This is a genomic window from Spirosoma litoris (assembly GCF_054776755.1).
Genome location: NZ_BAAHBI010000035.1, coordinates 283,237 through 308,065, shown reverse-complemented (window position 1 = coordinate 308,065; position 24,829 = coordinate 283,237). Strand labels below are relative to the sequence as shown.

Below are 24,829 nucleotides of genomic sequence, written 5' to 3'. Positions count from 1 at the left end.
TTTTATGGGTGGCTCGTCTTAAGAATATCATCTACAAGCTAACCCATAAATGCTTAAGCCCAGCCATTTAATGGCTGGGTTTTTTAGTAATTAGCTTTATTGATCACGAACCAGATGAATTACTACCCAACTTGATTCGTGTTCTGTTCGTGTCCGATTAGCATCTAAGTACCCGTAAGACTTAGTACGCTAACTCATATAAATCCTTGTCCGCAACGGATTCTTCCTCAGAGAACTTTTCCAGAACAAGCTTAGCAAAAGCTACTTTATCCGACTTTCGGTATTGACTTGGAGACTGCCTGCCAGAAGGCGCTTTAAAGTCTTGACTAACCCGCTCGCACATAGCCCACAGGTTCGGATTCATTCTGATTTTGTATTGTCGAATTGGTGTGTCCTCGGCAAACCAAAGATCGATCACGTTCTTTGTCGATAATTTTACTATAGCACCCATACTACATTGTATTGGTAAATAAGAACAAATGTTTAATTATTTAATGATAAAATTAAATAATTAATGAAAATATAATGGAAAGCCTACGTATTGGCCTTTCCTGATTGGTTTCGTCTGAACTGTCAGATGGTGATTATTAACGCATTTAGCCTGTTAATTGATATTGATCTTAACAAAGGCAACAAAAGTGCCACACTAAAAAAAAACGATACCAACAGGAGTTGACATCGTTTTTTGGGCACTAAATCATGACGATTTGGCCACCAGGATTTAGTGTTTCGTAGCCGACTTTGTATGGAAAACCACCTCGATTCCCAAGCGCATAAAATGGAACAGCTGTAAATGGCACTTCCTTCGAGGATTTATCAAGCGCTAGCCCGTTACATCGACTCCGTTCAGCAACTCCGGTTTATCATTCAGCTTCAATTGAGGATTCGCCTTGAACTGATAGGCATCCTGTTCTGGGTTGTCAATACCTTCCAGGCAGTAAACAATAGGGCCGGATGCAATGGCTATTTTAGCCTTAATTGTTTGTATTGAATCGTTCAGGGCAAAGACTCGGGGTTAAATAAGCAAATCCATCCGATCGCCTTTTTTCCAGGTTCGATGAATGGTAACATAGCTGTTTTTGGGCTGTCCGGGAACGGGTGCTTCTCCTTAACTAGTACGATCAATTAGTAAATGCTTTTGCGCAAAGAGAAAAACTATAAATCAAAAGAGCGGCATTTATAGTTTACTCTTTGTTACTCAAACAACGAATCGGGACGGTGAATGTATGCAGGAAATAAATTGTCATTATTTGTAGAATAAAATTTCATAGTTCTGTTACTTTTTAGGAATATCTGTGTCTAAAGAGTATCAAGTCAATTTAAACCTGTAAATGTTAAAAGCCTGACCACTACGGTCAATAGTATATACTTCACTCTTAGGGAGGGTGAACAACTACAAACGCTGGTTCTGATAGGATCAGCGTTTTTGTTTACACGACGTACCTAAAATCAACGGGCGAGATTGGAGGCAGAGCAACAGACTTAGTAGATGACATTTGTTACTAGTCTGTACGTTTAGTGGCCTATGCGGTTCAGGAGATATACCGTTTAGAAAATAAATGAAATTTTTAAAAACCACTCAAGTTTATCAGATGTATACTTATACTATGAACGAGCTTGACGACCTCCTCAGTTTTTATCAGGGCCGCTGTTTACCCGACACGGCGTTTACTATCTCTAAGTGGGCGAGTACCAATAACCTACGCCAGTGTGTAAAAATAGCGCTAACTACGGCCAGAGCCGGTAATAAAGCCAGTATTAAAACACTTCGGCAGATTCGGGAACGGTTGCTAATTCTGGAAAACCCATTGACTCAACAGCAGCGGGCTGTGCCCCAACAGAACTCGAGACGTTGACGATCAGCTTCCGAGGACTGGACATTCGGGAGTGGCTTCTTCCTGAAAAACAGATTTAGAACTTCCATTTGAGTTGATTCGGAGTCGGAGCGGGCTCCGTTTTTTGCTTTTTAATGACTTTTGTAAAAAAAATTTACTCCTCTATTAAACAACGAGGTCAAGACGGACAGGCTCGACCATTTTTAGCACGTATAGACCTGGCTTACCATCAGGATAAAACATGAACATTCCTACATGTATCATTTGATTATTCGACTAACATATCGCCAGTTGGCAACTGAAAATAGACTTAACAAGACCTTGTAATCGGATTTAAAAAAACGGTTTCTTACAAGAGCAGAAAACTTAGACAGCAACAGGCATCTCAATCAATTCAAAACCTTATTTACCTTATAATCAACAGCTATACGTACGAATAGGATGTAATTAATTTCAGAAAATACCATTACTTAATCAACACAGAAAACAATATTTCCTTCGAATTACACCACAACAATTGGTCGCGTTTTTTAGCTATAAGCGCCGGTAACTTACCAATGGAAAACTCGGTAAAAGCTTTAGCTGGCGAGAGAAAAACCAGCCTTTGGAACATTAGAATTTAGAACGGACCAAACCGTTACACGTAACTAATAAAGCAAAAATAGATTCAATAGATATGTTACTGTATTTAAAATTATTAAACATATTGTAACAAATAATCATTTTTATTAAATAAAAAATATACATATACAACAGAATAAAACCTATCAAGAATATCATATCTCCATATATGGCACATGGTTTGCTATGGCAGTTTTGGACTTGCGAATAAATCAAGTTCTGTGCTCAACCGATTTGCTATATGCTCACGTTTATTTCTAACCCATCTGCAAAGGCGCTACTTATTCATCATTTGCAGGTGATTCATTCATTCAAGTTATGCCTTCTAAGCGTCTTAGCAATCGGTATATTCCTTTCAAGCCAAGTCGTTCGCGCGCAGTGTTCAACGACAATTACGGTTCTTCCGGGTTTATGTAACACGACCACGAATACCTACTCGAGTACGGCCATTGTAACGATTACCAATCCACCAGTTGGTATATTGACTATCACAGACGGGGATCAGAGTAAAACGCTAGCGACTGCAGCGACCACTTCAGCCACGTTCACTGCTGTGTTTACGGGTTTAATCTCCGATGGTAATTCGCATACGGTAACAGCTGCTCCGTTTGGATGTAATGCCGCAACAGCCACCTATTCGGCTCCAGGATCTTGCACTCAACCTGTAGGCGCTCAACTGTCGTTAACAAAACTGGTCGATAAGTCAAAAGCGAAGCTCGGCGATGTTTTGTCGTACACAATGGTGTTAACTAATATAGGTAGCTCTACGGCAACCAATGTTGTGGTTCGGGATTCACTCTCAACCGGGCTAACTTTTGTAACTGGCTCAGCCACTACCCCTTCTGGTACCACTCTAACGCAGGGAACGCCTGTTAGTACCTGGAAGGTGGCTTCTTTAACCGCTAACCAAAGTTATAGTCTAATTTATCAAGCTACTGTAGACAGTTCTGGCGTGCTCTACAATCAGGCCACTCTACCCGGCGATACGGCTACAGTTTGTACGTCCATCCCTATCCTGGTCTGTACAGGTGACGTTTACGTTTTTCGTTTAACAGCCAAACCAGGCCGATCTAGTTATCGCTGGTTTAAGGATGAGGTAGAATTGACTAGTCAAACCACGAATACGCTGGATATAACTGCCCCAGGCACGTATAGTCTGGCCGTAGACAATGTGTCGGGCAAGTGTCCAGATTTTAGTTGTTGCCCCTTTATTGTTCAGGAAGACACGCTTCCCACGTTTCGAGCTATTGCCTCGCCCGCTACGTGCACGGGTAGCACGACGATGGCCAACGGCAAGATTGTTCTAAGCAATTTCCGATCGGTTTACACCTACCAGTATTCGTTAGGTACAGATTTTAACCCGGCAGCTTCTTTATCGGGCACTCCTAAAACCATTCCGGCAGGTGGCGTAATCGTTAGTAATCTGGCAAGTCCCGCCACCGCTCAGTCCTACACAGTCCGGGTGTATAATTCATCAGGTTGCTATACAGATGTGACTGCGGTGCTATTACCGACCGTTTGCTGTAGCGTCAGTGTTTCAGCAACTCCTGGTTCGTGTGCTCCCCTTACCAGCACTTACTCAACAACGGCCCTCATCAGTTTAACGAATCCAATGGCCGGAACGTTAACAGTAAGCGACGGCCCTAAGAGTTTGACGTTTGCCACTACAGCAGGTAGCTCGACCACCTTCGCAGCTATTTTCGATAATATAATTTCAGACGGGTCTAGCCATACAGTAGTCGTTAGTTTACCTGGCTGCTCAACTGCCAACACCACTTATACGGCTCCTGGTTCCTGTAGCATCGGTCTGGGCGTGAGCATTACAAATTCCGGCACCTGCCTGCCCGCTACCAATACGTATACGGCCACGGGAGTTATCAGTCTAACCAACGCTATAACCGGATCTGTCATGATTACCGATGGCACTAGTACGACTACCATCTCGGTCAGTGCGGGAGCCACCTCATTGCCTTATTCGATGAGTGGCCTACTCAGCGGCACAGGTTCGCATACGGTGACCGCTACTTATTTAGGTCATACCGCCAGTGCTACCTACACATCGCCCCTATCTTGTTCTGTGGCCCCAACCTGCAGCCTAAGTGCGACAGCTACAGCGGGCCTATGCGCCACTGCCACAAATACCTATTCGGCATCCGTTGTTGTCTCGCTGACCAACGCTTCGTCAACCACACTTACGATCAGTCTCCCCGGATTCTCACCTAGTAGCCAGACCGTTGCTTCTGGCACCAGCAGTTTTATAGCCATCCTGCCTAACCTGCCTTCCGACGGAGCCAGTCACACGATCACCGTTAGCTCTCCGGATTGTGGAACCACTACAGCCACGTTCACGGCACCTGGCTCCTGCTCTGTAACGCCTATCTGCTCTGTTACTATAGCGCCCACGCCCGGACAGTGCCAAACCGCGACTAATACATTTACCACTGTGGCTGTTATTACCGTAAACAATCCACCTACAGGCGTGCTCACAGTTACCGATGGGCCAGCCAGCTTAACGTTTGCGACTACGGCCGGAAGTAATGCATCCTTCACCGCTACGCTGGCCAATATTGTTTCGAATGGAGCCAGCCATACGGTTACAGCCTCATTACCGGGTTGCAGCACGACAACAGCTACTTACACGGCCCCCGGCTCCTGTTCAGTCGCACCAATTTGCTCACTCGTAGCATCGGTTACAGCTGGTCAATGCGCAGTTGCGACCAATACATATTCATCTACCGCTGTCATCCAATTGACCAATCCTGTGGCCGGTACGCTGACTGTTTCGGATGGCCCAAGCAGTGCTACGTTTGTGACAACGGCCGGTAGCAGCGCTGTCTTTACCGTTACGTTCACCGATTTAAAATCGGATGGTTCAACGCATACAGTGATAGCCAGTTTGCCAGGCTGTGGTACCACAACAGCTAATTACAGCGCTCCTGTATCCTGCTCGGTAACGCCCGTTTGCTCGATCAGTGCCATAGCAACCGTAGGGGCCTGTACGCCAGCCACTAATACACACTCATCAACGGTTGTCATTTCGCTGACCAATCCAACAACTGGAACACTGACAGTTACGAATAGAGAGCAAATTCAAACGTTCCAAACCAGTTCGGCAACGACCAGCCTAACCGCTATTTTCAACAATCTGATCTCCGACGGAGCGAATCATAGCGTGACGGTAAGCTTACCAGGTTGTTCAACTGCCAGTAGTAGCTACACAGCCCCATCTTCGTGTAGCATAGGCTTGAGTCTGAGTGCAGTAAACCCTGGGGCCTGTTTACCGGCCACTAATACGTATACTACAACTGGCACTATCAGTCTAACCAATGCTGTAGCCGGAGTCATTACGATTACCGACGGAAACATCACTAATACAGTCTCTGTCAGTACAGGAACAACTTCGCTACCTTATTCGATGAGTGGTTTACTCAGTGGGACAGATTCACATACAGTAACTGTTAATTACTTAGGTCATACAAGCAGTGCCACCTACACATCACCGCTTTCTTGTTCCGTAGCACCAAGTTGTAGCCTAAGTGCGGTAGCTACAGCCGGAGTATGTGCCACAGCCACCAATACCTACTCGGCATCTGTTGTTGTCTCGTTGACCAATGCATCAGCCACAACAATTACCATTAGCGTTCCTGGACTAACACCGAGTAGCCAAACCGTTGCCGCAGGTACCAGTTCGTTTACGACTGTCCTGGCTGGGCTAACTTCTGACGGTGCCAGCCACACAGCTACGATTAGTTCGCCAACCTGTGGAACGACCACAGCTATTTTCACCGCCCCGGGTTCCTGTTCGCTAACACCGATTTGCTCCATCAGCTCCTTGGCAACAGCCGGGTCTTGTTCTGCAACGACCAATACATATTCGACCTTAGTAGTTATCTCACTCACTAACCCCATAGCCGGAACACTGACCGTAAGTACCGGAGGACAAACGCAAACTCTTTCGACCAGTTCAGCCACGACTAGCCTAACAGCAGTCTTTGCTAACTTAACTTCCGACGGAGCCAGCCATACGGTACAGCTCAGTCTGCCTGGTTGCTCGACTACCAGTACTTCCTATACCGCGCCTTCCTCCTGTAGTGTTGGCATGGGACTATCAGTTACCGATCCGGGCGTTTGTATACCAGGAACCAATACCTACAACACAACTGGTGTCGTTAGTCTGACGAATGCTACAGCTGGCGTCCTCACAATCACCGATGGCTCCAGTAGTCTTACGGTTACAGTCGCCACCGGTGCAACATCAATTCCTTACTCACTGAGTGGATTACCAAGTGGAACTGGTTTACATACCGTGATCGTCAGTTATCTGGGCCAAACTGCCAGTACAACGTACACCGCCCCGCTCTCCTGCTCGACGGCGTGTAGCGTAACTGCCGTAGCTACAGCCATACCCGTTACCTGTGCAGGAACAACGGCGCTTCAAAACGGAAAGATTGTGATTAACGGATTCTCAACGGGCGATACGTATCAGTACTCGGGTGGAGTTGTCTTTAATTCAGCAGTTGCTTTATCGGGTCCGGCCCAGGCAATTCCGGCAGGCGGAGTTATTGTCAGTAATCTGGCAAATCCGGCCTCAGCGCAACCATTCACAGTACGCATCTATTCAACTTCAGGCTGTTATAAAGATTCGACGGTCATGCTAACTCCTTCTGTCTGCACCTGTCCTGCAAACGCCTGTGTGCCGTTGGTCGTTAAATTGACAAGACGAGTCAGACGGTAACCAAATCCAGAATTAACTCTTTTTAATTAACGTATAAAAAACAGTGTGATCGTTACAAAACCCGCACCTCAACGGCGGGTTTTGGTATTTTTAGCGTATAAAGCTCATTATCTGCGAAGAAGAATCGGCGTGGTCAACTTTTAAACGGCCTATTTTGTTACTCTACCAGATCAGATACCATTTCATCTGTTAACTTTGCGGCTTTGTTTGCCCGTCACGATATAACTTATTATGTTATCCATCAGTAATTTACAGGCCTCAATAGGCGAAAAAGAAATATTAAGAGGTCTCAATCTGGAAGTCAACCCCGGTGAGGTTCACGCCATAATGGGTCCTAATGGAGCAGGCAAGAGCACGCTGGCTTCTGTTTTAGCAGGCCGCGAAGACTATACAGTAACGGGTGGAAGTGTAGAATTTGACGGTAAGGATTTACTGGATATGGCTCCTGAAGAGCGGGCAGCTGAAGGTATTTTCCTGGCCTTTCAATACCCCGTAGAAATCCCAGGCGTTAGCACGACTAACTTTTTAAAAACAGCCCTGAACGAGATTCGTAAGTATCGCGGTCAGGACCCTCTCGACGCGGTTCAGTTTCTGAAGCTGATGAAAGAGAAAATGAAGCTCGTTAACATCGACCAATCCTTGCTGAGTCGTTCATTGAACGAAGGCTTTTCGGGTGGAGAGAAAAAGCGGAACGAAATTTTCCAGATGGCGATGCTCGAACCGAAATTAGCGATCCTGGACGAAACCGATTCGGGTCTGGACATCGATGCGTTACGGATTGTGGCTGATGGCGTTAACAAGCTGCGTTCACCAGAACGGGCTACAATTGTCGTAACTCACTATCAACGTTTACTCGACTATATCGTGCCTGATTTTGTTCACGTATTATACAAAGGTCGGATTGTAAAATCGGGACCGAAAGAACTGGCGCTTGAGCTGGAAGAAAAAGGATACGACTGGATAAAAGCTGAAGCGGTCTGATTTACGAATTACGAATTACGATGTACGAATTCAGGTACGTCATAATTCACAACTCGTAAATCGTACATCAGAAATCGTAAATTAATACATGACTCCCTCTTACGCATCCTATAACGATTTTAAAGACCAGTTGCTGGCGGCTTTCCGGGACAACGAGGAGCGCATGAACGGCGAGCGAAAAGCCCCGTTACATCAACTCCGCCGGGCGGCTTTGAAGCAATTTGATCAGCTTGGCTTTCCAACGACTCGCAACGAAGAATGGAAATATTCCAGTGTCAGTGGTTTATTAAAGCAATCGTTTGACCTCGACGATAACGCGACGGTAACAGCTGAAGATCTGGCCCCGCTCGAAATTCCGAACCTCGATGGCAATCTATTGTACTTCATCAATGGCCAGTACCATCCTGAACTTTCTCGCCTTGTCAGCCCTGCCGAACAGGTAAAAATTACCAGTTTAGCCGAAGCTATTAAAAGTGAACCGGAGTTAATTGGAACCCACTTTGCGCATTACGCCGAGTATAAGGACAACGCTTTTACAGCATTGAATACGGCGCTGGCTACTGACGGTGTAGTAATTCGTGTGCCCGATAATACAACCGTTGAGCAGCCAATTATCCTTCGTTTCATTACCGACGCACGCACCAAAAACGTGGCGTCTCAACCTCGTAACCTGGTTGTGGTTGGTAAAAACGCAGAAGTCATGATGGCCGAATCGTATCGGACCCTCGGCGAAGGAACAAGCTTTGTTAATGTAGTAACCGAAATCGTGCTCGATCGTGATGCTCGTATGCAGTTTTATAAAGTGCAGAACGAAACCGAGAAAGCCTACCACATCGGTACAACACAGGTAAACCAGAAAGACAATAGCCACTTTTATTCGGCTACGATTACCCTTAACGGCAACTTCGTTCGAAACAACCTGAACATTGTGCTCAACGGCCAGTATGCCGAAGCGTTTATGTACGGTTTGTATATGCCCAATGGTCGCCAGCACGTGGACAACCACACGCTTGTTGATCACGCCATGCCGAATTCGTACAGCAACGAGCTGTACAAGGGGATTCTGGACGACAATAGCACGGGGGTTTTCAACGGTAAGATTTTCGTTCGTCCCGATGCGCAGAAAACCAATGCTTACCAGTCTTGCAAGAACGTCGTATTGTCGCCGGGAGCCTCGATGAACACGAAACCTCAGTTGGAAATCTTTGCCGACGATGTTAAATGTTCTCACGGGACAACCACAGGACAGCTTAACGACGAAGCCTTGTTCTACATGCGTTCGCGGGGTATTCCGAAAGACGAAGCGCGTACGTTATTATTATACGCCTTCTCGCAGGACGTTATCAGCCAGATCAAAATTCAACCCATCCGCGAATACCTGGAGCGGGTTGTTACCGAGAAATTAACGAAGTAATTTGCCTGTGAGGCTGTAAATAAATCGGTCAGTCAACCAGTTTTTGCTGTGTGGCTGACCGATTTGCTTCCTAACCTATCGTACATAAACCATGAGATTCCTACTTGTACTTACCTGCTGGCTTACTCTTGGCGGTGCCTCGGGTGATGTCGCATTCGGGCAAGGCTTTCAATTCTCCTTTGAAGGTGATTCGCTGACGCTGCCACCGGTTCGGGATAGTCTGCGGGGAATTTCAGGTCTTGAGATCGTTCCAGCTACAGGCGAGTGGCATTTTGTGAGCGACCGTGGCTGGCATTTTGTCTTTACTAACATCAAAAGCATCCGCGATTTACGCGATGACTCACACCTGACGCTGGCACAGAAAAACCCGTTCTGGTTTGAAAGCATCCGCTACGACGCCCGAAACAGCACTTATTTCTGGACTGATGAGCATGAGTTTGTCACATCGGTACTGTATGGAAAAACCGTGCGTGACAGCGCCAGTCAAATTTTACTAAAAATACCGCTTGCTGCTCCGAACAAAGGACTCGAAGGGTTGGCCATGACCTCCACAGGTGCTTTGTGGGTAGTTCCCGAAGCGGGTTGGGAAGGCGAAACCCGCATGAGTCAGGATACTATTACATTCTTTCGCTACCCAAATCCACTCGCTGCCGATCCGGTTGTCGAACGCTTTGCCTATCCTATCAATCGTTGCTCGTTTGCGCAGGGAGAAGAACGCGTAGGTGGTATTTCGGAAATATTAGCTATTGATGATCAGCGCGTACTGGTATTAGAGCGATGCTACGATGCCAGTCAAAAACGAGTTACGGCTAATTTATACGTAGCCATGCCCAACGAGCAAACACATACCTTAACCAAAGAACTGGCCTTCGATTTTAATCGCCAGTTTCCCGGTAATGTCTGCAACCTCGAAGCCATGGCCTGGGCCGACGAACAGCACCAAACGCTGGTACTCATAGCCGACGATAATTTCCGAGTCAATCGAACGCTACGAAATCAGGTGATTGTTTTACGAAAACGATAGACAACAGACCGAACCTAACCGTACTCGATTTACGTTTTACGGATGACTCTTTTGTCAGTATTTAGTTTATTCTCCTCTTCGCGAATAGCCCATGCAACCAGCCATAGATAATACCCTTGATATTCAACGGATTCGTCAGGATTTCCCGATACTTGATCAGGAAATCAACGGCCGGCCGTTGGTTTATTTCGACAATGCGGCTACTAATCAGAAGCCGCTGCCGGTTATTAATGCCTTGACCCAATATTATGAGGGCTATAATGCCAATATTCACAGAGGTATTCACCACTTGGCCGAGCAGGCAACGGCGGCTTTTGAAGCGTCACGTCGGGCAATTCAGTCCTTTTTGAACGCCAAACACTGGCAGGAAATCATCTTCACCTACGGCACCACCGATGGCATTAATCTGGTGGCTCAGAGTTACGGGCGAAACTTCCTGAAAGCAGGCGATGAGATTATTGTCTCGACGATGGAGCACCACTCCAACATTGTTCCCTGGCAGATGCTCTGTGAAGAAAAAGGCTGTATTCTGAAAGTCATTCCGATCAATGACGAGGGTGAATTGCTGCTGGATGAATACGAAAAACTGCTGTCGGAGAAAACCAAGTTCGTTTCCTGTGTGCACGTTTCCAATTCACTGGGTACGATCAACCCCGTTAAATTCATCATCGATAAAGCCCACGAAGTTGGTGCCGTTGTCCTGATTGACGGAGCCCAGGCCAGCTCCCACCTCGAACTTGATGTTCAGGCACTCGATGCTGATTTCTATGTTCTTTCAGCGCATAAACTTTATGGCCCAACGGGCATGGGCGTTCTGTATGGCAAGAAGGCTATTCTAGACACCATGCCTCCTTTCCGAGGTGGCGGGGAGATGATAAAGGAAGTTACGTTCGCCAAAACAACTTACAGCGATCTACCCTACAAGTTTGAAGCGGGTACGCCTAACATTGCCGATGTGGTAGCAGTTAAAACGGCCCTTGACTACATGGCAGGTTTGGGTAAAGAGAACATTGCCGCTCACGAAAATGATCTGCTTCAGTACGCAACGGCGCAGTTAAGTGAATTGGACGGATTACGAATTATCGGGCAGGCCAAAGATAAAATTGGCGTTATTTCTTTCGTGCTGGACGGTATTCACCACCAGGATATTGGTGTCATTTTAGACCAGCAAGGTATTGCCGTTCGGACGGGCCATCACTGCACCATGCCTTTGATGCAACGACTGGGTATTGCCGGAACTACGCGGGCCTCCTTTGCGGTTTATAACACCAGAGATGAGGTTGACCGGCTGGTACAGGGCTTGCGTCGGGTTCAGAAAATGATGTTGTGATTGCTAAATCGTACTACTATGTTTCCTGACGAAATTTTATTAGACAAAAATCAGGTACTTGCCAGTCTTAATGAATTACCCGATAAAGTATCTTCCGAAGACTTAATCGAGCGTATTCTGTTTATAAAATTGATTGAAAGCCGATTACGGGAAACAACTGAAGTTACTCATGATCAGGTCATGCAGGAGCTAAAAGACATAAAACAGAAGAAGTTGGCTGAGCTAAACAAGAAAGTATGATTGCCTGGAAAGAGTCGGCCAGAGAAGATGTCCGGGAAATTTACGAGTACCTATTTGATCAATCAATTGCTGTAGCTGATGAATGGACAGACGAGTTAGAGAAGAAGCTAAATCTGATCACTAAATTCCCAGAAATGGGTCGAATGGTACCAGACTTTTATATTTCATTTATTCGCGAAGTCTTTGTAGGCAGATACAGATTAGTTTACAGTACGCAGGAAGAAACTCTGAAAATACTTGCCATTCGTCCAATGGGCCGACCCTTAGGTAAGTTATGATTATGACCATTAACGAAAAGCAGGACGAAATCATTGACGAGTTTGAGTTATTTGACGATCAGCTCGACAAAACACAATATATTATTGATCTAGGCAAGAAGCTCCCGCCCATGCCTGAATCTCAGAAAAACGATGAAAACCGGATTATGGGGTGTCAGTCGAAAGTATGGGTTGATGCTGAGTTGAAGGATGGTAAGCTATTTTTTTATGGAGATAGCGAACCAACCGCTCAGATTTCCAAGGGATTAGTTGGCTTGCTTATTCGGGTATTATCGGGCGAAAAGCCCGAAGATATTGCCAATGCCGACTTATACTTCATTCCAAGAGTGGGTATGGGCAACCTGATTACATCGTTGCGGGCTGGTGGGCTGGCCTCGATGATTGAACGAATGAAAGCCTATGGTCGAGGTTATTCTGCAGGTAATGAATAGTCAAAATAGTCAGGTATGGCCAAGGGTTGTTTCTCTCTGGCCAATCTTGACAAAACGTGACAACGAAAATGACAGACGAAGAATTAAAAGAACAAGTTGTATTAGCGCTTAAGGGTGTGTATGACCCCGAGATTCCGGTGGATGTATACGAGCTGGGGCTGATTTACGATATCAAGATATTTCCGGTCAACAACGTCTATATCTTGATGACGCTGACCTCGCCTTCTTGCCCTTCGGCAGGCTCTATTCCTGCTGAGATCGAAGAGAAAGTACGGGCTATTGACGGTGTCAACGATGTAAGCGTTGAACTGACCTTCGATCCCCCCTACTCTACCGAACTTATGTCGGAAGTAGCTAAATTAGAACTGGGATTTATGTGATTTACGATTTCTGAATTACGATTTACGAAGTAGTTCGTAACGTAATTTAGGAATTGCAACCGCTACCCAAAATCGTAATTCGTAAATAAAAAATCGTAAATAAAATTATGTATCCTCCTCATTTGCTTGTCCCAATGCGGGAAGACCTGACCAGCGTTGGGTTCGAAGAATTAACGACTGCCGATGCAGTGGTGAACACAATGGAAAATGCCGAAGGCACTATGCTTGTTGTCGTGAATTCGGTATGTGGTTGTGCAGCTGGTGCAGCTCGTCCGGGCGTGAAAGCGGCTTTAGCTGCGAGTGCAGTGAAGCCCGATAAAATGGTGACTGTATTTGCCGGTGGTGATCTGGATGCGGTCGCTAAAATGCGGGAGTATCTGTTACCTTACCCTCCATCATCGCCAGCTATTGGTATTTTCAAAGATGGCGAATTAGTGCATTTCATTGAGCGGCACCACATTGAAGGTCGTTCGGCACAGATGATTGCCCAACACCTCGAAATGGCGCTGGAAGAGTTTTGTACGCCAGCCAACGCATAATTAGTGAGTAAAGCGGACATCCTGTCCGCATAGTTCAAAACAAATCAGTAGTTTGAGCTATGCGGACAGGATGTCCGCTTTACGTTTATGTAACCGCAAACGCCTTCGCCAGAAATCGCGACAGCGGTAATAAACAAAATACCAGAAAAGCCATCGGGAAATTCGCAAAAGCGGCAACCCAGGCGGCATTCATTACAATCAGGGATAAGACGCCTGCCTTTACGGCCATTCCTATATTTTTGCCAACGGGTTCTTTTACCGCACGCCAGAGGGGTGGGAAAATATAGTAACCAAACAAGGCCAGAAAAGGTAAGGCTGTACCCAATTGCTGCTGACGTTGGGCCAGCGCGGCTACACAACCAATCACAAGTGCATACAGAATGCCTGCAAAACGCAGAGTAGTCGGGCTACCGCCATGCACTTCTCCCCGACTAATCATGGTGATGGCGGCAATATAGGCAATCGGAACTAGCCCGACCCACGCCCAAGGCAGCACCTGATCGGGCATGATACTGACCCCCAACAGCAAATTCAGTCCCCGGCACAAGCCCATATTAATCGGCCCCAGTAAATTATGGTGTTTCCCGAAACGGTCATAAACCAGCGATGCAATGGAAATGGCAATAGCTAGAAAACCCGACGTCTGGTTAACGATAAACGAAGCGCCAATTCCTACAATTAGTAAGGCAATACCCAGGCCAATAGCCATCGATTTACTAACAATGCCGCTTGGTATGGGGCGTTCCGGCCGTTCGATAGCATCTAATTCGCCATCGAACACATCGTTAAAAACGACTCCTCCCCCATAGAGGCCAACCGTTGCCAGCGAAAGCCAGCCAGCAGGCGCGGGCGACGAATCAGGGATCAGAAAATAGCCCGCAATAGCTATTCCCGCTAGTACATCGGCAATAGCCGTAACCAGGTTGGCCGGGCGAGTTAGGGAAAGAAGTGCTTTTAGCATGGTACAAGAGCGAAAGAGCGAAAGAGTGAATGGGCGAAGACTATCAGGGGTAACTTTTCGCTCATTCACTCTTTCGCTCTTTCACCATTATTTAATTATCGTTGATTCCTTGTCTACTCGTGGTGCCTGTCCTCCACGGAGGATTGAGCTGCCATTGTACCGTTGGCTTTGGTCGATGCCTATTGGTTGAGTAAGCTCTTCCAGACTCAGTTGACCACTTTGGGCAAAGGCCGTTACCGCATTGGTAAACGTTACCAGTTTAATCGCTTCGTCCGAAATACCGCGTTGTTTCATCAAAGCAGCCGTTTTCGGAACAGCGAGTGGATCGCTGATGCCCCAATCGGCGGCTGAGTTGATCATAATACGTTCGGGTCCGTACTGTTTTACAATCTCAACCATCCGTTCGTTCCCCATTTTGGTAAACGGATAAATGGTAAAACCAGCCCAGAAACCGCGATCAAGCACTTCGCGCACCGTTTCTTCATTGTTATGATCGACAATCACCATACCTGGGTCCAGACCATGTTCCAGGGCAATGTCCATACTGCGAGTTGTACCCTGTTTTTTGTCACGGTGGGGAGTGTGGATTTGAACCGGCAGACCGGCTTCTTTCGCCAAATCCAGTTGCGCTCGGTAGTATTTATCCTCGGCAGCTGTTTGATCATCGAAACCAATTTCGCCAACACCAACTACCCCTTCTTTATAGATGAACAACGGCAGGATTTCCATAACCTGCTCGGCTAGTTCTTCCTGATTCGCTTCCTTTGAATTGAGGCCAATAGTACAATAATGTCGAATACCAAACTGCGAAGCCCGGAATCGCTCCCAGCCAACCAGGCTAGCGAAATAATCCCGGAATGAATCAACACCCGTGCGGGGTTGTCCCAGCCAGAAAGCAGGCTCAACCAAAGCGACTACGCCCGCGTCGGCCATAGCCTGATAATCGTCAGTAGTTCGGGAGGTCATGTGGACGTGCATATCGAAAAACGACATGCCCCGAATGGAATCCATAAAATCCATAATACGTCTTGGTTAACCGTATTGGGTAAACACGGCGGGTAATAAGCAGGCAAAGTTCTTGAAAAATCTAACCCTATCCCAGATGATTTTTACCCACATTTTAATTCAACTTTTGCAAACCTCCGAGTAGTCTATTCGTTTTATGGGTAGACAACAAATTTAATTATGAATACGCTTCAACAACGCAAGTCAGGAAAAGGAAGCCCGTGGGCGATACTACTGTTGCTGATGGTAGGCATTGGGTTTACTGCCTGCCGTGAAAATGCCATCAATGATTTAAGCCCAGCCGATAGCCCCGTTTATATCACGAATTACGATCAATCCGTAAACTTTGGCCAATACAAAACGTTCAGCCTGCCCGATTCGGTAATCGTAGAGTCGAATGATGCCTATGCGATGGCGCAGAACAGCATCTCAACGCGCTTTGTGACGAACGTGGCTAGTGCATTAACCAGCCGTGGGTTTCAGCGAGTGGCCAAAGGTGATAGTGCCGATTTGGGTGTGGCCATTATTCGGGTCAACAACCAATACACGGGTATTGCGTCAAACCCCTATTCGTACTACTCAAACTATTGGGGATATGGCGGTTTCGGGGGTTATGGTTATTCGCCTTATTATCCCAGCTATTACACGTATCAGGTGACAGACCAATACTGGGAAATTCAGATTGTCGATCTAAAAAACCGGCCCGCCACCAGTAATGGTCAGCAACAGCAGTTGAATGTCATTTATGACGCCACCATCCGGGGAACAGATGTTACGGATACGCAAGCCGTCGATCTGGCAACCACCGCCATTTTTAACCAATCACCTTATTTACAGGTAACCCGCTAAGACATCATGAAACGGATCATCGCAGTCATTGCGCTGCTTGGCCTGACAACGTCGGCCTGGGCGCAATATAAAAATGAGTATAATCCTGAGTCATCCATCTATGACCGGTACGTCACGTTCAATCTTTCGGCCCGGTACGGCGTGGCTTTCCCAATGGGCAGTCAGCAGGATTACATTAATAAAGTGTCGCCAACTAACCTGGCGCTGGATGCTGAGTGGCTATTTCCGAAACGATTTTCAATAGGTTTAAAAACGGGCTATCAGTACACCAAGCAGCGTTTCCCAAGGCAGGTGTACCAGTATGAAGATCAGTCGATTTCAGCGGTCCAAACCCGAACGTTGTCCGTCATTCCGGCTATGGCTTCCCTCTCGTATTACTTCGCGGAGAACTCAGCCGCTATTCGACCCTATATACAAATAGCAGGCGGTGGTGCTTTTGTGGATTACACTAACTATTTCGGCCCACTCGCCGATCAGAAGAATGGCTTCAAAGGAGCCATTGCCCCTGCCATCGGCTTGAAATACTATGGCCGACGTGAACAAGGGTTTGGTGCCGAAATTCAGGCGCAGTATCAGAATGTATTTTTCAATTATGACCTGCTGAAGAACTCAGCTCCCTCGCTGATGCTGTCGGCAGGGCTTGTGTATCGGTGGTATTAGCTTAGTTTACCGTTTTTGGTTTTAGGTTTACGGTGGGCTGACGCACGAATACTGCTTGCGCTAGCCCACCGTAAACCTAAAACCAAAAACGGTAAATTAGACTTACATCAACTCTTCCATATGCTCCGGCAAACTTCGCCCGGCAGCTCGGCGTTCGGCAGCAAAATCAGCCAGCGTTTGGGCGAGTCGGGCGTTGTTGCGTTCGTTCAGCCCAATAATTTGGGTGACATCTTTATCAGTAAAAAACGCTTTCATAATCAACTGATTCCAGGCTAGTTCATCGAAGTAATCGGCTGGAAATGGGTTGTGTAACATAATCGCCGATTGCACATCTGCGATGTTGTTTCGAATACCTTCTGTTGCCTGAAATTTCCACGATTCGGGATAAGCCAGCACAGGCAACGCCGAATAAAGTGCGACTAATTCATTCATCTCAGCCGCTTTAAATAGCTGGCTGATGGTATTGTGATACGCGTCCTTGTCATCGGCCGGAAGTTGAAGCAGCCACCACACCCGCGCTAGTCGGTCCATTGTCCAACCCGTAACGGTAAAACCCGTCCGAACACGCTCCAACGCAAAAGCCATGTCTTTGGGCACTTCAACCTGTTGTTTCCCGACAAAACGAGGTAAGGCCGTAAACACACGATAGAACGCCGAAACCTGCGGATTGGCGTGAAAGGCATCTACCTGTTGGCGCAGGTAGTTTACCGCTTTTTCAGAATTGGGTTGCTGTTCAATCAGATAAAACAGCGTTTGGCTCATCTGGGAGATATTCATGATGCAAAAATACTTGCGTAATTAGTACCCTACCTTATCAAAAACACATTAGTAGATGACTATACTCAGCTTTAGTCGTAGGACAAGTTTTTCTTCGACAGGATTTACAAGATTTACAGGATGGCCATTAAAGAAATCAATCCTGTGCATCTTGTAAATCATGTCGAAAAATATAGATCAGCCCGTTTTACCATTCGACTATGAAAAAAACAATATTCATTTTAGTTGCATTCATTTGTTTCACGAACCTGACCGTTTTTGCTCAACAGGCTACAGAGTACGTCTGGTGGAATCCGGCTCAGGCTACGTTTCCGGTTATCGAAGGCCAGGGCTGGTCGGGACAGTCGATTCAAAAACCTTACGATCGCTTACCCGCTCAGGCCGAGAAAAGCGTTCGGAAGGAAGTCTGGAATCTATCTCATAATGCAGCGGGGCTCCTTATCCGATTCAGAGCCAGCACCGATCAGGTTGTTGTTCGATACACCGTAAGCGGAAAACAAACGGCTTTGCCACACATGCCTGCCACTGGAGTTAGTGGCGTTGACTTATACGCCGTCAATAGCGACGGTAACCAGCTTTGGTGTGCCGGGAAATATACATTCGGTGATACCATTCAGTACCGATTTACCGGCCTCGAACCTAATGATCCTTACCACCAGAAAGGACGCGAATATCGGCTGTATCTTCCCCTTTATAATTCTGTTAGCTGGCTCGAAATTGGCGTACCTCAAGGCATAACGTTCACTCCGTTAGCTGTTCGAAACGATAAACCAATCGTTATTTATGGAACATCCATCGCTCAGGGAGCTTGTGCATCTCGGCCGGGCATGGCCTGGACCGCCATTTTAGGTCGCAAACTGGATCGACCCATCATCAACCTGGGCTTTTCGGGCAATGGCCGGTTGGAAAAGGAAGTTGTTGATCTGTTGCCAGAAATAGACGCGAAATTATATGTGTTGGATTGCTTACCCAATCTGGTAGCCACAGTCGGCATTAAACCCGACGAGATAAAAAACCGCATCATTGAATCAGTCAAAACGCTCCGGCAACGAAAACCATCAACGCCTATTCTCTTGGTCGAGCATGCGGGCTACACAGAGGGATCGTTGAACCCAACCCGACGGCAACTTTACACAGAGGTAAATGAGTTAATGCAACAAGCCTTTGCCCAGTTGAAAAGCGAAGGCATCCAAAAACTGTATCTCTTGCCAAAATCGGCCATCAATTTAAGCAATGACTCGATGGTCGATGGTACGCACCCAACTGATCTGGGTATGGAGCAGTATGCCGATGCTTACGAACGCAGCATTCGCCCAATTCTGAACGAGCCTATTGGCGAAATTTCTACCATGAAACCGATTACGCAATACCGCGACGCGCGTAATTACGATTGGGAAACCCGCCATAACGATATTCTGGCCCGTCTGAAAAGCAAGCCCCCACGCATCGTTTTCTTCGGTAACTCCATCACGCATTTCTGGGGTGGTGAGCCCAAATCGACCCCAGCAAATGGCATTGACAGTTGGAATGCCAGCATGGAGCCATTGGGCGTTCAGAACATGGGCTACGGCTGGGATCGGATCGAAAACGTTTTGTGGCGAGTCTATCATGGCGAACTTGATGGCTATTCGCCAGCGCAGATTGTTCTGATGATTGGCACGAATAACCTTCAGAATAACACCGACGCCGAGATCAGTGAAGGGCTTGGCTTTCTGGTCCGTGCCATACAGGCTCGCCAGCCCAACGCAGCCATTTTGATGATTGGTATACTGCCCCGCCGACAAATGGAAGCACGTATTGCAAGTCTGAATCAGCGTATTGCTCAAGTAGCGGGTGAGGTGAATGCTACGTTTATCCAGCCGGGCACCGTATTTCTAAAGCCAGATGGGAAAATTGACGAGTCTTTTTTCAGCGATGGACTCCATCCAAACGCCGAAGGCTATCGGCAATTCGTAGCCAAACTATTGCCCTATTTGAAAGCGCCGGAGCCAGCGCCAAAAGTGCGTAAATAACTGAGAATTTACCTACATCGGCGGCAACGAAGTTCCGTAGCCGACAATAGTCAATCACCTTCCCGTATTTATGTAGTTTTAGGAATGATTTTAACCCAGCCTGATCAACCAATACCGATCTATTCCTTAGCCCAGGACCCCGTACTGGGAGGCCAACTGTTTAGTATGGCCAGTTTTGAAGGCATGCTTACGCATCAGTCGGAATTACTGATTCCACACCGCAAAGATTATTACCTGCTGGTGTTTGCCCGCCGGGGCAATAGCCGTCATTGGGTAGACATGGCCCCCTATATCACCAGGGATAACACGTTTTATATCTTCTCCCCAAACCAGTTAACCGTAAAGGAAGAACCCAAACCCATGTGGGCCACCGCGCTGGCGTTTACCACCGAGTTTCTGGCCTTACAGGAGAGCGCTTCCCTCGCCACACTGCCCTTGATCCGAAATCCACACAACGCCCACGAGATACGCCTGTCGACCGACGCCGTGCAATTCATCGAAGAGCTGTTGGACAAGTTGTATACCGAATATACCCGCCCTGGCGATTGGCAGCAACGCATGATAACCGCCTACCTGACGGTGTTACTAACTTATCTGAGCCGGCTGTATATGGAGCAGTTTGAGAACGATCCATTTGCCATCGATAAACTATTACTTAAGAACTTTCAGGCCACGATTGACGAACACTTCCGGGAATTGCACCAGGTGAGCGAATATGCGTCCTTACTACATGTGTCGGCTGGCTACCTCAGTGAGGTGGTGAAAACTCAAAGTGGTCGCTCCGCCATTACGCACATCCATGAACGGCTGGTGCTGGAAGCCAGACGGCTACTGTTTCACACCCAGCATTCCTTAAAGGAAATCGCTTTTGAACTCGGATTTTCCGATGCTTCCTACTTCAGCCGCTTCTTTAAACGAGAGACGAACATGACCCCGGCACAATATCGGGCGTCCACCCGCGAAATGTACCAGTAATACCGAAGAATGTGTGTCAGCTGCCAGTGAAGGACGCCGTAGTTTTGTCTCATCACAAACGGATGAAAAATGAAAACAGTGTTAATTACCGGCGCTAACAAAAGCATCGGTTTCGAAACGGCCCGGCAGTTATTGCAAGCGGGCTACTACGTATACCTGGGAAGTCGCGATCCGCAAAAAGGCCAGCAGGCAGTCGATCAATTAAAGTCAGAAGGATTTGACAGCGTCGAGCCTATTGCCATCGACGTTGACAATCTGGAATCTATAAAAGCTGCGCGTAAAACCCTGGGTCAGAAAACTCCTGTGCTGGATGTTCTGATTAATAATGCAGGTATTAGTGGGGGCTTTCCACAAACGGCACTTGACACCGACATCAGCGTGTTCAAACAGGTGTTTGAAACCAATCTGTTTGGGATAATCGAAACCACGCAAGTGTTTATCGACCTGCTGAAAGCATCTGAGGAACCGAGAATTGTCAACGTCACCTCTGGTTTAGGTTCGCTGACGCTACATAGTGATCCCAGCTGGAAATACTATCATGTAAAAGGAGCTTGCTACACAGCCTCCAAAGCGGCCCTCAATGCCTATACTATTGTATTGGCCTATGAACTGCGCGATACACCGTTCAAGGTCAACGTGGTCGATCCGGGTTATACGGCTACCGATTTCAATCACCACAGTGGCCCCGGCACAGTACCTGATGCCGCAGCACGGTTGGTAAAGGTGGCCACCCTGGGTCCAGATGGCCCAACAGGCCAGTTTTTTAGCGACGACAACGCCCCCGATACCGGAATAAGCCCTTGGTAAGCTAAGCGTCTTGTTAGTTCCCTATTGGCTTAGCCACCGAATAGCCTGGGCTCGCTCCGCAAAGGGGCTAAATTGAAGCATTTTAACCTTTTAGAATAAGCTTAAAATGAATATTTTGTCATTCCGGCCGAGACGCGTAGTCGAAGAAGGAATGACAAAAATGGCTTTTCGAGGCAAATTTAAACAGGTGCAGCAACTCAAAATCAACGGCTAAAAAACAAAATCCATCCCCGTCAATACATGACTTCTGAAATGGTTGGAAGACCTTGCTCCGGCAAAGCCATTAGAAGTAGCATCCCTTCTTACTGAAAGATACCTGCAATGCCCTGGTTGCCTTGATTCTTTCGTACTATTTGGAACAAACTAAATCGTCCGACAAACTGCCACGAGTCGATCTGGTAACCAAAGCATTCAGGGAGCTGCTGTAACAGAATTATGCTACAGCCAAACGCCCGGCCAAATATGCAAACAACTTCTCTTTTGGCGTTATCCAAGGTTGCATAAACAGCCTCAACAGTACGCGCAGATTATTTCTTCTGCGTGTCTTGTTTCATTCTAAGTCAGTTAGTCGCTCAAACAGCTAAAGCAACGGTGAACTCGTGCTGTGGCACCATAGATTCTAGGGGATTCTATCGATTCTTTCTAGTTAAGTAGCCCTGGTTATCTGAGAAATAGAAGCCAAAGAAACGATAGAAACTAAACTAAATGAGTACTAGCCAATTTAAGGAGGTAGGCTCTGCCTCATATGTTTATCCGATTGACATTCAGTTGCGGAATCGATAACATTGCCCTGTTTCTGGCCTGACATCGTTAGCGGGTTGCATATTAACCGCAGTCAGGCTGACTTACTTCTGCAACTGAATGAAAACACCGCCTTTACTAGCCGCGCTCTCACTAAGTATATCTGCCTCATGGGCGCAAACAAATTATGTCGCCAATACGGCCAACTCCTCTACGCCCGCTAATTACAATACACTTGTGGGTAGTGCAGCGGGTAATTCGATCACAACCGGTACGGCTAATGCCTTCTTTGGCTTTCAGGCGGGGAAAAACAATAACAGTGGGGAAAGCAATACGTTTTTAGGAGTGAATGCTGGTTTTTTAAATACGACTGGTTCCAACAATACGTTTTTGGGCGGGGCCGCTGGTAATAGGAATGGAACGGGGTCCTATAATACAATCGTAGGGAGTGGTGGCGGCACAGATAATCCCTCGTCGGCTAGTCACAACGTCTTTATGGGCTACTTATCCGGTGGAGTCATCGTCTCCGGTGGATTTAATGTCGTGCTGGGAAGCACGGCTGGCGCTGGCCTGACAACGGGGGCCCGTAATGTGATGATTGGCTACAAAGCAGGCCTAACCAATAGTACGGGTAGTAATAATGTATTTATCGGCGATTCGGCGGGGTATTTCGCGACAACGAGTGGCAATGTGATGATTGGCTATCGATCAGGCTATGCAACTACGACGGGGTTGAATAATACCTTTCAGGGTAACCAGGCAGGCTACAATAATAAAACAGGTGGAGCGAATAGCTTCACAGGGTACTTTGCCGGTTACAGCAATACGTCTGGCTACGCCAATATTGCTATGGGGGTCAAAACCTTGTATGGCAATGCCGCAGGTCATCATAACGTCATGATCGGCGACTCAGCGGGTTATAACAACACCGTATCCGAGAATGTAATGATCGGTTCCCTGGCAGGCTATACCAATTCATCCGGCGCCCAAAATACGTTTATGGGTAATCGGTCTGGCTATGCCAACACCACAGGCAGTGCCAATACATTTGGCGGAAGTCAGGCGGGTTACTATAACTCGACAGGTTCGGATAATACCTTTAATGGCAATCAGGCCGGTTATTCAAATACGACCGGTTCACTCAACACGTTTACCGGTTCCACGGCTGGCATCGGCAACACTACCGGGGCCAGCAATACATTTCTGGGTGGTCAGGCTGGCTATAGCAATGGGAGAGGAAGTTACAATACGTTTGTAGGTAGTAGTACAGGGTATAGCAATAATACAGGTATCAACAACACATTCATGGGTGCTTCAAGTGGGGGTAATACCACTACAGGCAATAACAATACGTTTGTGGGCTATCAGGCTGGATTTAATAATAATACTGGCAGCAACAACATTATTATTGGTCCAAACTCAGGTACGGCCATTACGACCAGTGACGACAACGTCTTGATGGGCTACAACAGCCAAGCCGAAGATGGGCTGCAGAATGCCATTGCCATCGGGGCCCATAGCCGGGTAGCGGCCAGTAACGCCTTGATTTTAGGAAATCAGGTCAACGTAGGCATTGGTACATCGGCACCCACCAATCGCTTGGAAGTCGTTAGTGGACTACCCAACACCAGCGGATTAACCCTAACCAATCTGACTACGGCCAGCCCGGCCAGTCGCACAACCGACCAGTTTCTAACGGTCAATGAACAAGGCGAAATCGTTAAAGCCCGCTATCAACTGCACATCACCAATCCTTCTGAATGGAGCGATAAGGTATTTAGCTCATCCTATCAACTTCAGCCTCTGTCTTCTCTGGCTACCTTCGTTCAGGCTAATCAGCATTTGCCGGGTGTGCCCTCAGCCGAACAGGTTGCCAGAGAAGGCGTTGACCTGGTGAAGATGAATGCCACCTTATTAGAGAAGATTGAAGAGTTGACGTTGTATAGTATTGAGTTAGAGAAAACGAATCAACGGCTTCGTCAAAAAGATCAGCAGTTAGACGCTGAAAACAAAAAGCAACAACGGGAGATTGACGAGCTAAAGAGACTCATGAAACTAGTTCTCAAGCAAAATAGATTCTAGATGACCCTATAGCTCCTTTTGATCCTATTGGACTGATAATCAATGGCAATAGAATCCAAAAAATCTATAGAATCTAAATTGGAAAAGCAGCAGCTCTTCAGAATAAGTGAAATAATTTCACAAAAAGGTTAATGCATCGGCTGACAAAGGGT

Annotated in this window: 22 protein-coding genes; 17 read left to right on the top strand and 5 right to left on the bottom strand. The window is 47.0% G+C overall.

All coding sequences use genetic code 11. The features are described from left to right. Positions 1 to 181 precede the first annotated feature (181 nt). Together ACYVGR_RS20650 and ACYVGR_RS20645 are read right to left on the bottom strand one after the other, a co-directional pair. Complete coding sequence (locus ACYVGR_RS20650; RefSeq protein ID WP_182460277.1) at positions 182 to 451, bottom strand: hypothetical protein; 270 nt, start codon at positions 449 to 451, stop codon at positions 182 to 184. 372 nt (positions 452 to 823) lie between these two features. Beyond that, a complete protein-coding gene (locus ACYVGR_RS20645) occupies positions 824 to 961 on the bottom strand; it encodes a hypothetical protein (protein WP_460960809.1) in 138 nt (45 codons plus the stop codon). Positions 962 to 1,607: 646 nt separating this feature from the next. Between ACYVGR_RS20645 and ACYVGR_RS20640 the strand changes: the two genes are divergently transcribed. The 11 genes from ACYVGR_RS20640 to ACYVGR_RS20590 all read left to right on the top strand — a co-directional run bounded on the left by ACYVGR_RS20640 (position 1,608) and on the right by ACYVGR_RS20590 (position 13,808). Then, the gene (locus ACYVGR_RS20640; RefSeq protein WP_460960157.1) at positions 1,608 to 1,856 is read left to right on the top strand and encodes a hypothetical protein; all 249 of its coding nucleotides are present in this window, start codon (positions 1,608 to 1,610) and stop codon (positions 1,854 to 1,856) included. 841 nt (positions 1,857 to 2,697) lie between these two features. Continuing rightward, positions 2,698 to 7,191, top strand: coding sequence for a hypothetical protein (locus ACYVGR_RS20635; RefSeq protein WP_460960155.1), 4,494 nt, complete (start codon positions 2,698 to 2,700; stop codon positions 7,189 to 7,191). 231 nt (positions 7,192 to 7,422) lie between these two features. Beyond that, complete coding sequence (gene sufC / locus ACYVGR_RS20630) at positions 7,423 to 8,172, top strand: Fe-S cluster assembly ATPase SufC (protein WP_460960153.1); 750 nt, start codon at positions 7,423 to 7,425, stop codon at positions 8,170 to 8,172. A gap of 88 nt (positions 8,173 to 8,260) precedes the next feature. Beyond that, positions 8,261 to 9,586, top strand: coding sequence for a Fe-S cluster assembly protein SufD (gene sufD, locus ACYVGR_RS20625; RefSeq protein ID WP_460960151.1), 1,326 nt, complete (start codon positions 8,261 to 8,263; stop codon positions 9,584 to 9,586). Between the two features lie 91 nt (positions 9,587 to 9,677). After that, entirely contained in the window at positions 9,678 to 10,610 is a 933-nt protein-coding gene (locus tag ACYVGR_RS20620) for an esterase-like activity of phytase family protein (RefSeq protein WP_460960149.1), read from the top strand. Between the two features lie 91 nt (positions 10,611 to 10,701). After that, positions 10,702 to 11,940 (top strand): SufS family cysteine desulfurase, encoded by a 1,239-nt coding sequence (locus tag ACYVGR_RS20615; protein WP_460960147.1) that lies wholly within the window; start codon positions 10,702 to 10,704, stop codon positions 11,938 to 11,940. Positions 11,941 to 11,958: 18 nt separating this feature from the next. After that, positions 11,959 to 12,180: a hypothetical protein gene (locus ACYVGR_RS20610; RefSeq protein ID WP_460960145.1), complete on the top strand. Its 222-nt coding sequence runs from the start codon at positions 11,959 to 11,961 to the stop codon at positions 12,178 to 12,180. Next, positions 12,177 to 12,458: a type II toxin-antitoxin system RelE/ParE family toxin gene (locus tag ACYVGR_RS20605; protein ID WP_460960143.1), complete on the top strand. Its 282-nt coding sequence runs from the start codon at positions 12,177 to 12,179 to the stop codon at positions 12,456 to 12,458. Before ACYVGR_RS20610 ends, ACYVGR_RS20605 begins: the two co-directional genes overlap by 4 nt. Before the next feature lie 2 nt (positions 12,459 to 12,460). After that, on the top strand, positions 12,461 to 12,889 hold the full coding sequence (locus tag ACYVGR_RS20600; RefSeq protein WP_460960141.1) for a SufE family protein: 429 nt from the start codon (positions 12,461 to 12,463) through the stop codon (positions 12,887 to 12,889). Positions 12,890 to 12,957: 68 nt separating this feature from the next. Then, positions 12,958 to 13,269, top strand: coding sequence for a DUF59 domain-containing protein (locus ACYVGR_RS20595; RefSeq protein ID WP_162387681.1), 312 nt, complete (start codon positions 12,958 to 12,960; stop codon positions 13,267 to 13,269). A gap of 107 nt (positions 13,270 to 13,376) precedes the next feature. Next, the gene (locus tag ACYVGR_RS20590) at positions 13,377 to 13,808 is read left to right on the top strand and encodes a BrxA/BrxB family bacilliredoxin (RefSeq protein WP_182460267.1); all 432 of its coding nucleotides are present in this window, start codon (positions 13,377 to 13,379) and stop codon (positions 13,806 to 13,808) included. Between the two features lie 85 nt (positions 13,809 to 13,893). Here ACYVGR_RS20590 and eboC read toward each other — a convergent pair whose 3' ends face one another. Together eboC and ACYVGR_RS20580 are read right to left on the bottom strand one after the other, a co-directional pair. After that, the gene (gene eboC / locus ACYVGR_RS20585; protein WP_460960138.1) at positions 13,894 to 14,769 is read right to left on the bottom strand and encodes a UbiA-like protein EboC; all 876 of its coding nucleotides are present in this window, start codon (positions 14,767 to 14,769) and stop codon (positions 13,894 to 13,896) included. 87 nt (positions 14,770 to 14,856) lie between these two features. Continuing rightward, positions 14,857 to 15,789, bottom strand: a complete 933-nt coding sequence (locus ACYVGR_RS20580; protein ID WP_460960136.1) for a TatD family hydrolase — start codon at positions 15,787 to 15,789, stop codon at positions 14,857 to 14,859. 165 nt (positions 15,790 to 15,954) lie between these two features. On the opposite strand from ACYVGR_RS20580, the gene ACYVGR_RS20575 reads away from it, so the two are divergent. Both ACYVGR_RS20575 and ACYVGR_RS20570 read left to right on the top strand, forming a co-directional pair. Then, positions 15,955 to 16,623: a DUF4136 domain-containing protein gene (locus ACYVGR_RS20575; RefSeq protein ID WP_460960134.1), complete on the top strand. Its 669-nt coding sequence runs from the start codon at positions 15,955 to 15,957 to the stop codon at positions 16,621 to 16,623. Positions 16,624 to 16,629: 6 nt separating this feature from the next. Next, positions 16,630 to 17,283 carry a hypothetical protein gene (locus ACYVGR_RS20570; protein ID WP_460960132.1) on the top strand — a complete coding sequence of 218 codons (654 nt, stop codon included), beginning with the start codon at positions 16,630 to 16,632 and terminating at the stop codon, positions 17,281 to 17,283. A gap of 102 nt (positions 17,284 to 17,385) precedes the next feature. Here the strand turns inward: ACYVGR_RS20570 and ACYVGR_RS20565 are convergent, their stop codons facing one another. Further along, complete coding sequence (locus tag ACYVGR_RS20565; protein WP_460960130.1) at positions 17,386 to 18,060, bottom strand: EboA domain-containing protein; 675 nt, start codon at positions 18,058 to 18,060, stop codon at positions 17,386 to 17,388. 200 nt (positions 18,061 to 18,260) lie between these two features. Between ACYVGR_RS20565 and ACYVGR_RS20560 the strand changes: the two genes are divergently transcribed. From ACYVGR_RS20560 to ACYVGR_RS20545, 4 genes are all read left to right on the top strand, one after another. Next, positions 18,261 to 20,072 (top strand): SGNH/GDSL hydrolase family protein, encoded by a 1,812-nt coding sequence (locus tag ACYVGR_RS20560; protein WP_460960128.1) that lies wholly within the window; start codon positions 18,261 to 18,263, stop codon positions 20,070 to 20,072. 84 nt (positions 20,073 to 20,156) lie between these two features. After that, on the top strand, positions 20,157 to 21,047 hold the full coding sequence (locus tag ACYVGR_RS20555) for a helix-turn-helix domain-containing protein (RefSeq protein WP_460960126.1): 891 nt from the start codon (positions 20,157 to 20,159) through the stop codon (positions 21,045 to 21,047). Between the two features lie 69 nt (positions 21,048 to 21,116). Continuing rightward, on the top strand, positions 21,117 to 21,854 hold the full coding sequence (locus ACYVGR_RS20550) for an SDR family oxidoreductase (RefSeq protein ID WP_460960124.1): 738 nt from the start codon (positions 21,117 to 21,119) through the stop codon (positions 21,852 to 21,854). 861 nt (positions 21,855 to 22,715) lie between these two features. Then, positions 22,716 to 24,677, top strand: coding sequence for a beta strand repeat-containing protein (locus ACYVGR_RS20545; protein ID WP_460960122.1), 1,962 nt, complete (start codon positions 22,716 to 22,718; stop codon positions 24,675 to 24,677). Positions 24,678 to 24,829: the final 152 nt, after the last annotated feature.

Coding starts and splice junctions, on each gene's coding strand:
- ACYVGR_RS20650 (WP_182460277.1), bottom strand. CDS start 451: ATGGGTGCTATAGTAAAATTATCGACAAAGAACGTGATCGATCTTTGG.
- ACYVGR_RS20640 (WP_460960157.1), top strand. CDS start 1,608: ATGAACGAGCTTGACGACCTCCTCAGTTTTTATCAGGGCCGCTGTTTA.
- ACYVGR_RS20635 (WP_460960155.1), top strand. CDS start 2,698: ATGCTCACGTTTATTTCTAACCCATCTGCAAAGGCGCTACTTATTCAT.
- sufC (WP_460960153.1), top strand. CDS start 7,423: ATGTTATCCATCAGTAATTTACAGGCCTCAATAGGCGAAAAAGAAATA.
- sufD (WP_460960151.1), top strand. CDS start 8,261: ATGACTCCCTCTTACGCATCCTATAACGATTTTAAAGACCAGTTGCTG.
- ACYVGR_RS20620 (WP_460960149.1), top strand. CDS start 9,678: ATGAGATTCCTACTTGTACTTACCTGCTGGCTTACTCTTGGCGGTGCC.
- ACYVGR_RS20615 (WP_460960147.1), top strand. CDS start 10,702: ATGCAACCAGCCATAGATAATACCCTTGATATTCAACGGATTCGTCAG.
- ACYVGR_RS20610 (WP_460960145.1), top strand. CDS start 11,959: ATGTTTCCTGACGAAATTTTATTAGACAAAAATCAGGTACTTGCCAGT.
- ACYVGR_RS20605 (WP_460960143.1), top strand. CDS start 12,177: ATGATTGCCTGGAAAGAGTCGGCCAGAGAAGATGTCCGGGAAATTTAC.
- ACYVGR_RS20600 (WP_460960141.1), top strand. CDS start 12,461: ATGACCATTAACGAAAAGCAGGACGAAATCATTGACGAGTTTGAGTTA.
- ACYVGR_RS20595 (WP_162387681.1), top strand. CDS start 12,958: ATGACAGACGAAGAATTAAAAGAACAAGTTGTATTAGCGCTTAAGGGT.
- ACYVGR_RS20590 (WP_182460267.1), top strand. CDS start 13,377: ATGTATCCTCCTCATTTGCTTGTCCCAATGCGGGAAGACCTGACCAGC.
- eboC (WP_460960138.1), bottom strand. CDS start 14,769: ATGCTAAAAGCACTTCTTTCCCTAACTCGCCCGGCCAACCTGGTTACG.
- ACYVGR_RS20580 (WP_460960136.1), bottom strand. CDS start 15,789: ATGGATTTTATGGATTCCATTCGGGGCATGTCGTTTTTCGATATGCAC.
- ACYVGR_RS20575 (WP_460960134.1), top strand. CDS start 15,955: ATGAATACGCTTCAACAACGCAAGTCAGGAAAAGGAAGCCCGTGGGCG.
- ACYVGR_RS20570 (WP_460960132.1), top strand. CDS start 16,630: ATGAAACGGATCATCGCAGTCATTGCGCTGCTTGGCCTGACAACGTCG.
- ACYVGR_RS20565 (WP_460960130.1), bottom strand. CDS start 18,060: ATGAATATCTCCCAGATGAGCCAAACGCTGTTTTATCTGATTGAACAG.
- ACYVGR_RS20560 (WP_460960128.1), top strand. CDS start 18,261: ATGAAAAAAACAATATTCATTTTAGTTGCATTCATTTGTTTCACGAAC.
- ACYVGR_RS20555 (WP_460960126.1), top strand. CDS start 20,157: ATGATTTTAACCCAGCCTGATCAACCAATACCGATCTATTCCTTAGCC.
- ACYVGR_RS20550 (WP_460960124.1), top strand. CDS start 21,117: ATGAAAACAGTGTTAATTACCGGCGCTAACAAAAGCATCGGTTTCGAA.
- ACYVGR_RS20545 (WP_460960122.1), top strand. CDS start 22,716: ATGAAAACACCGCCTTTACTAGCCGCGCTCTCACTAAGTATATCTGCC.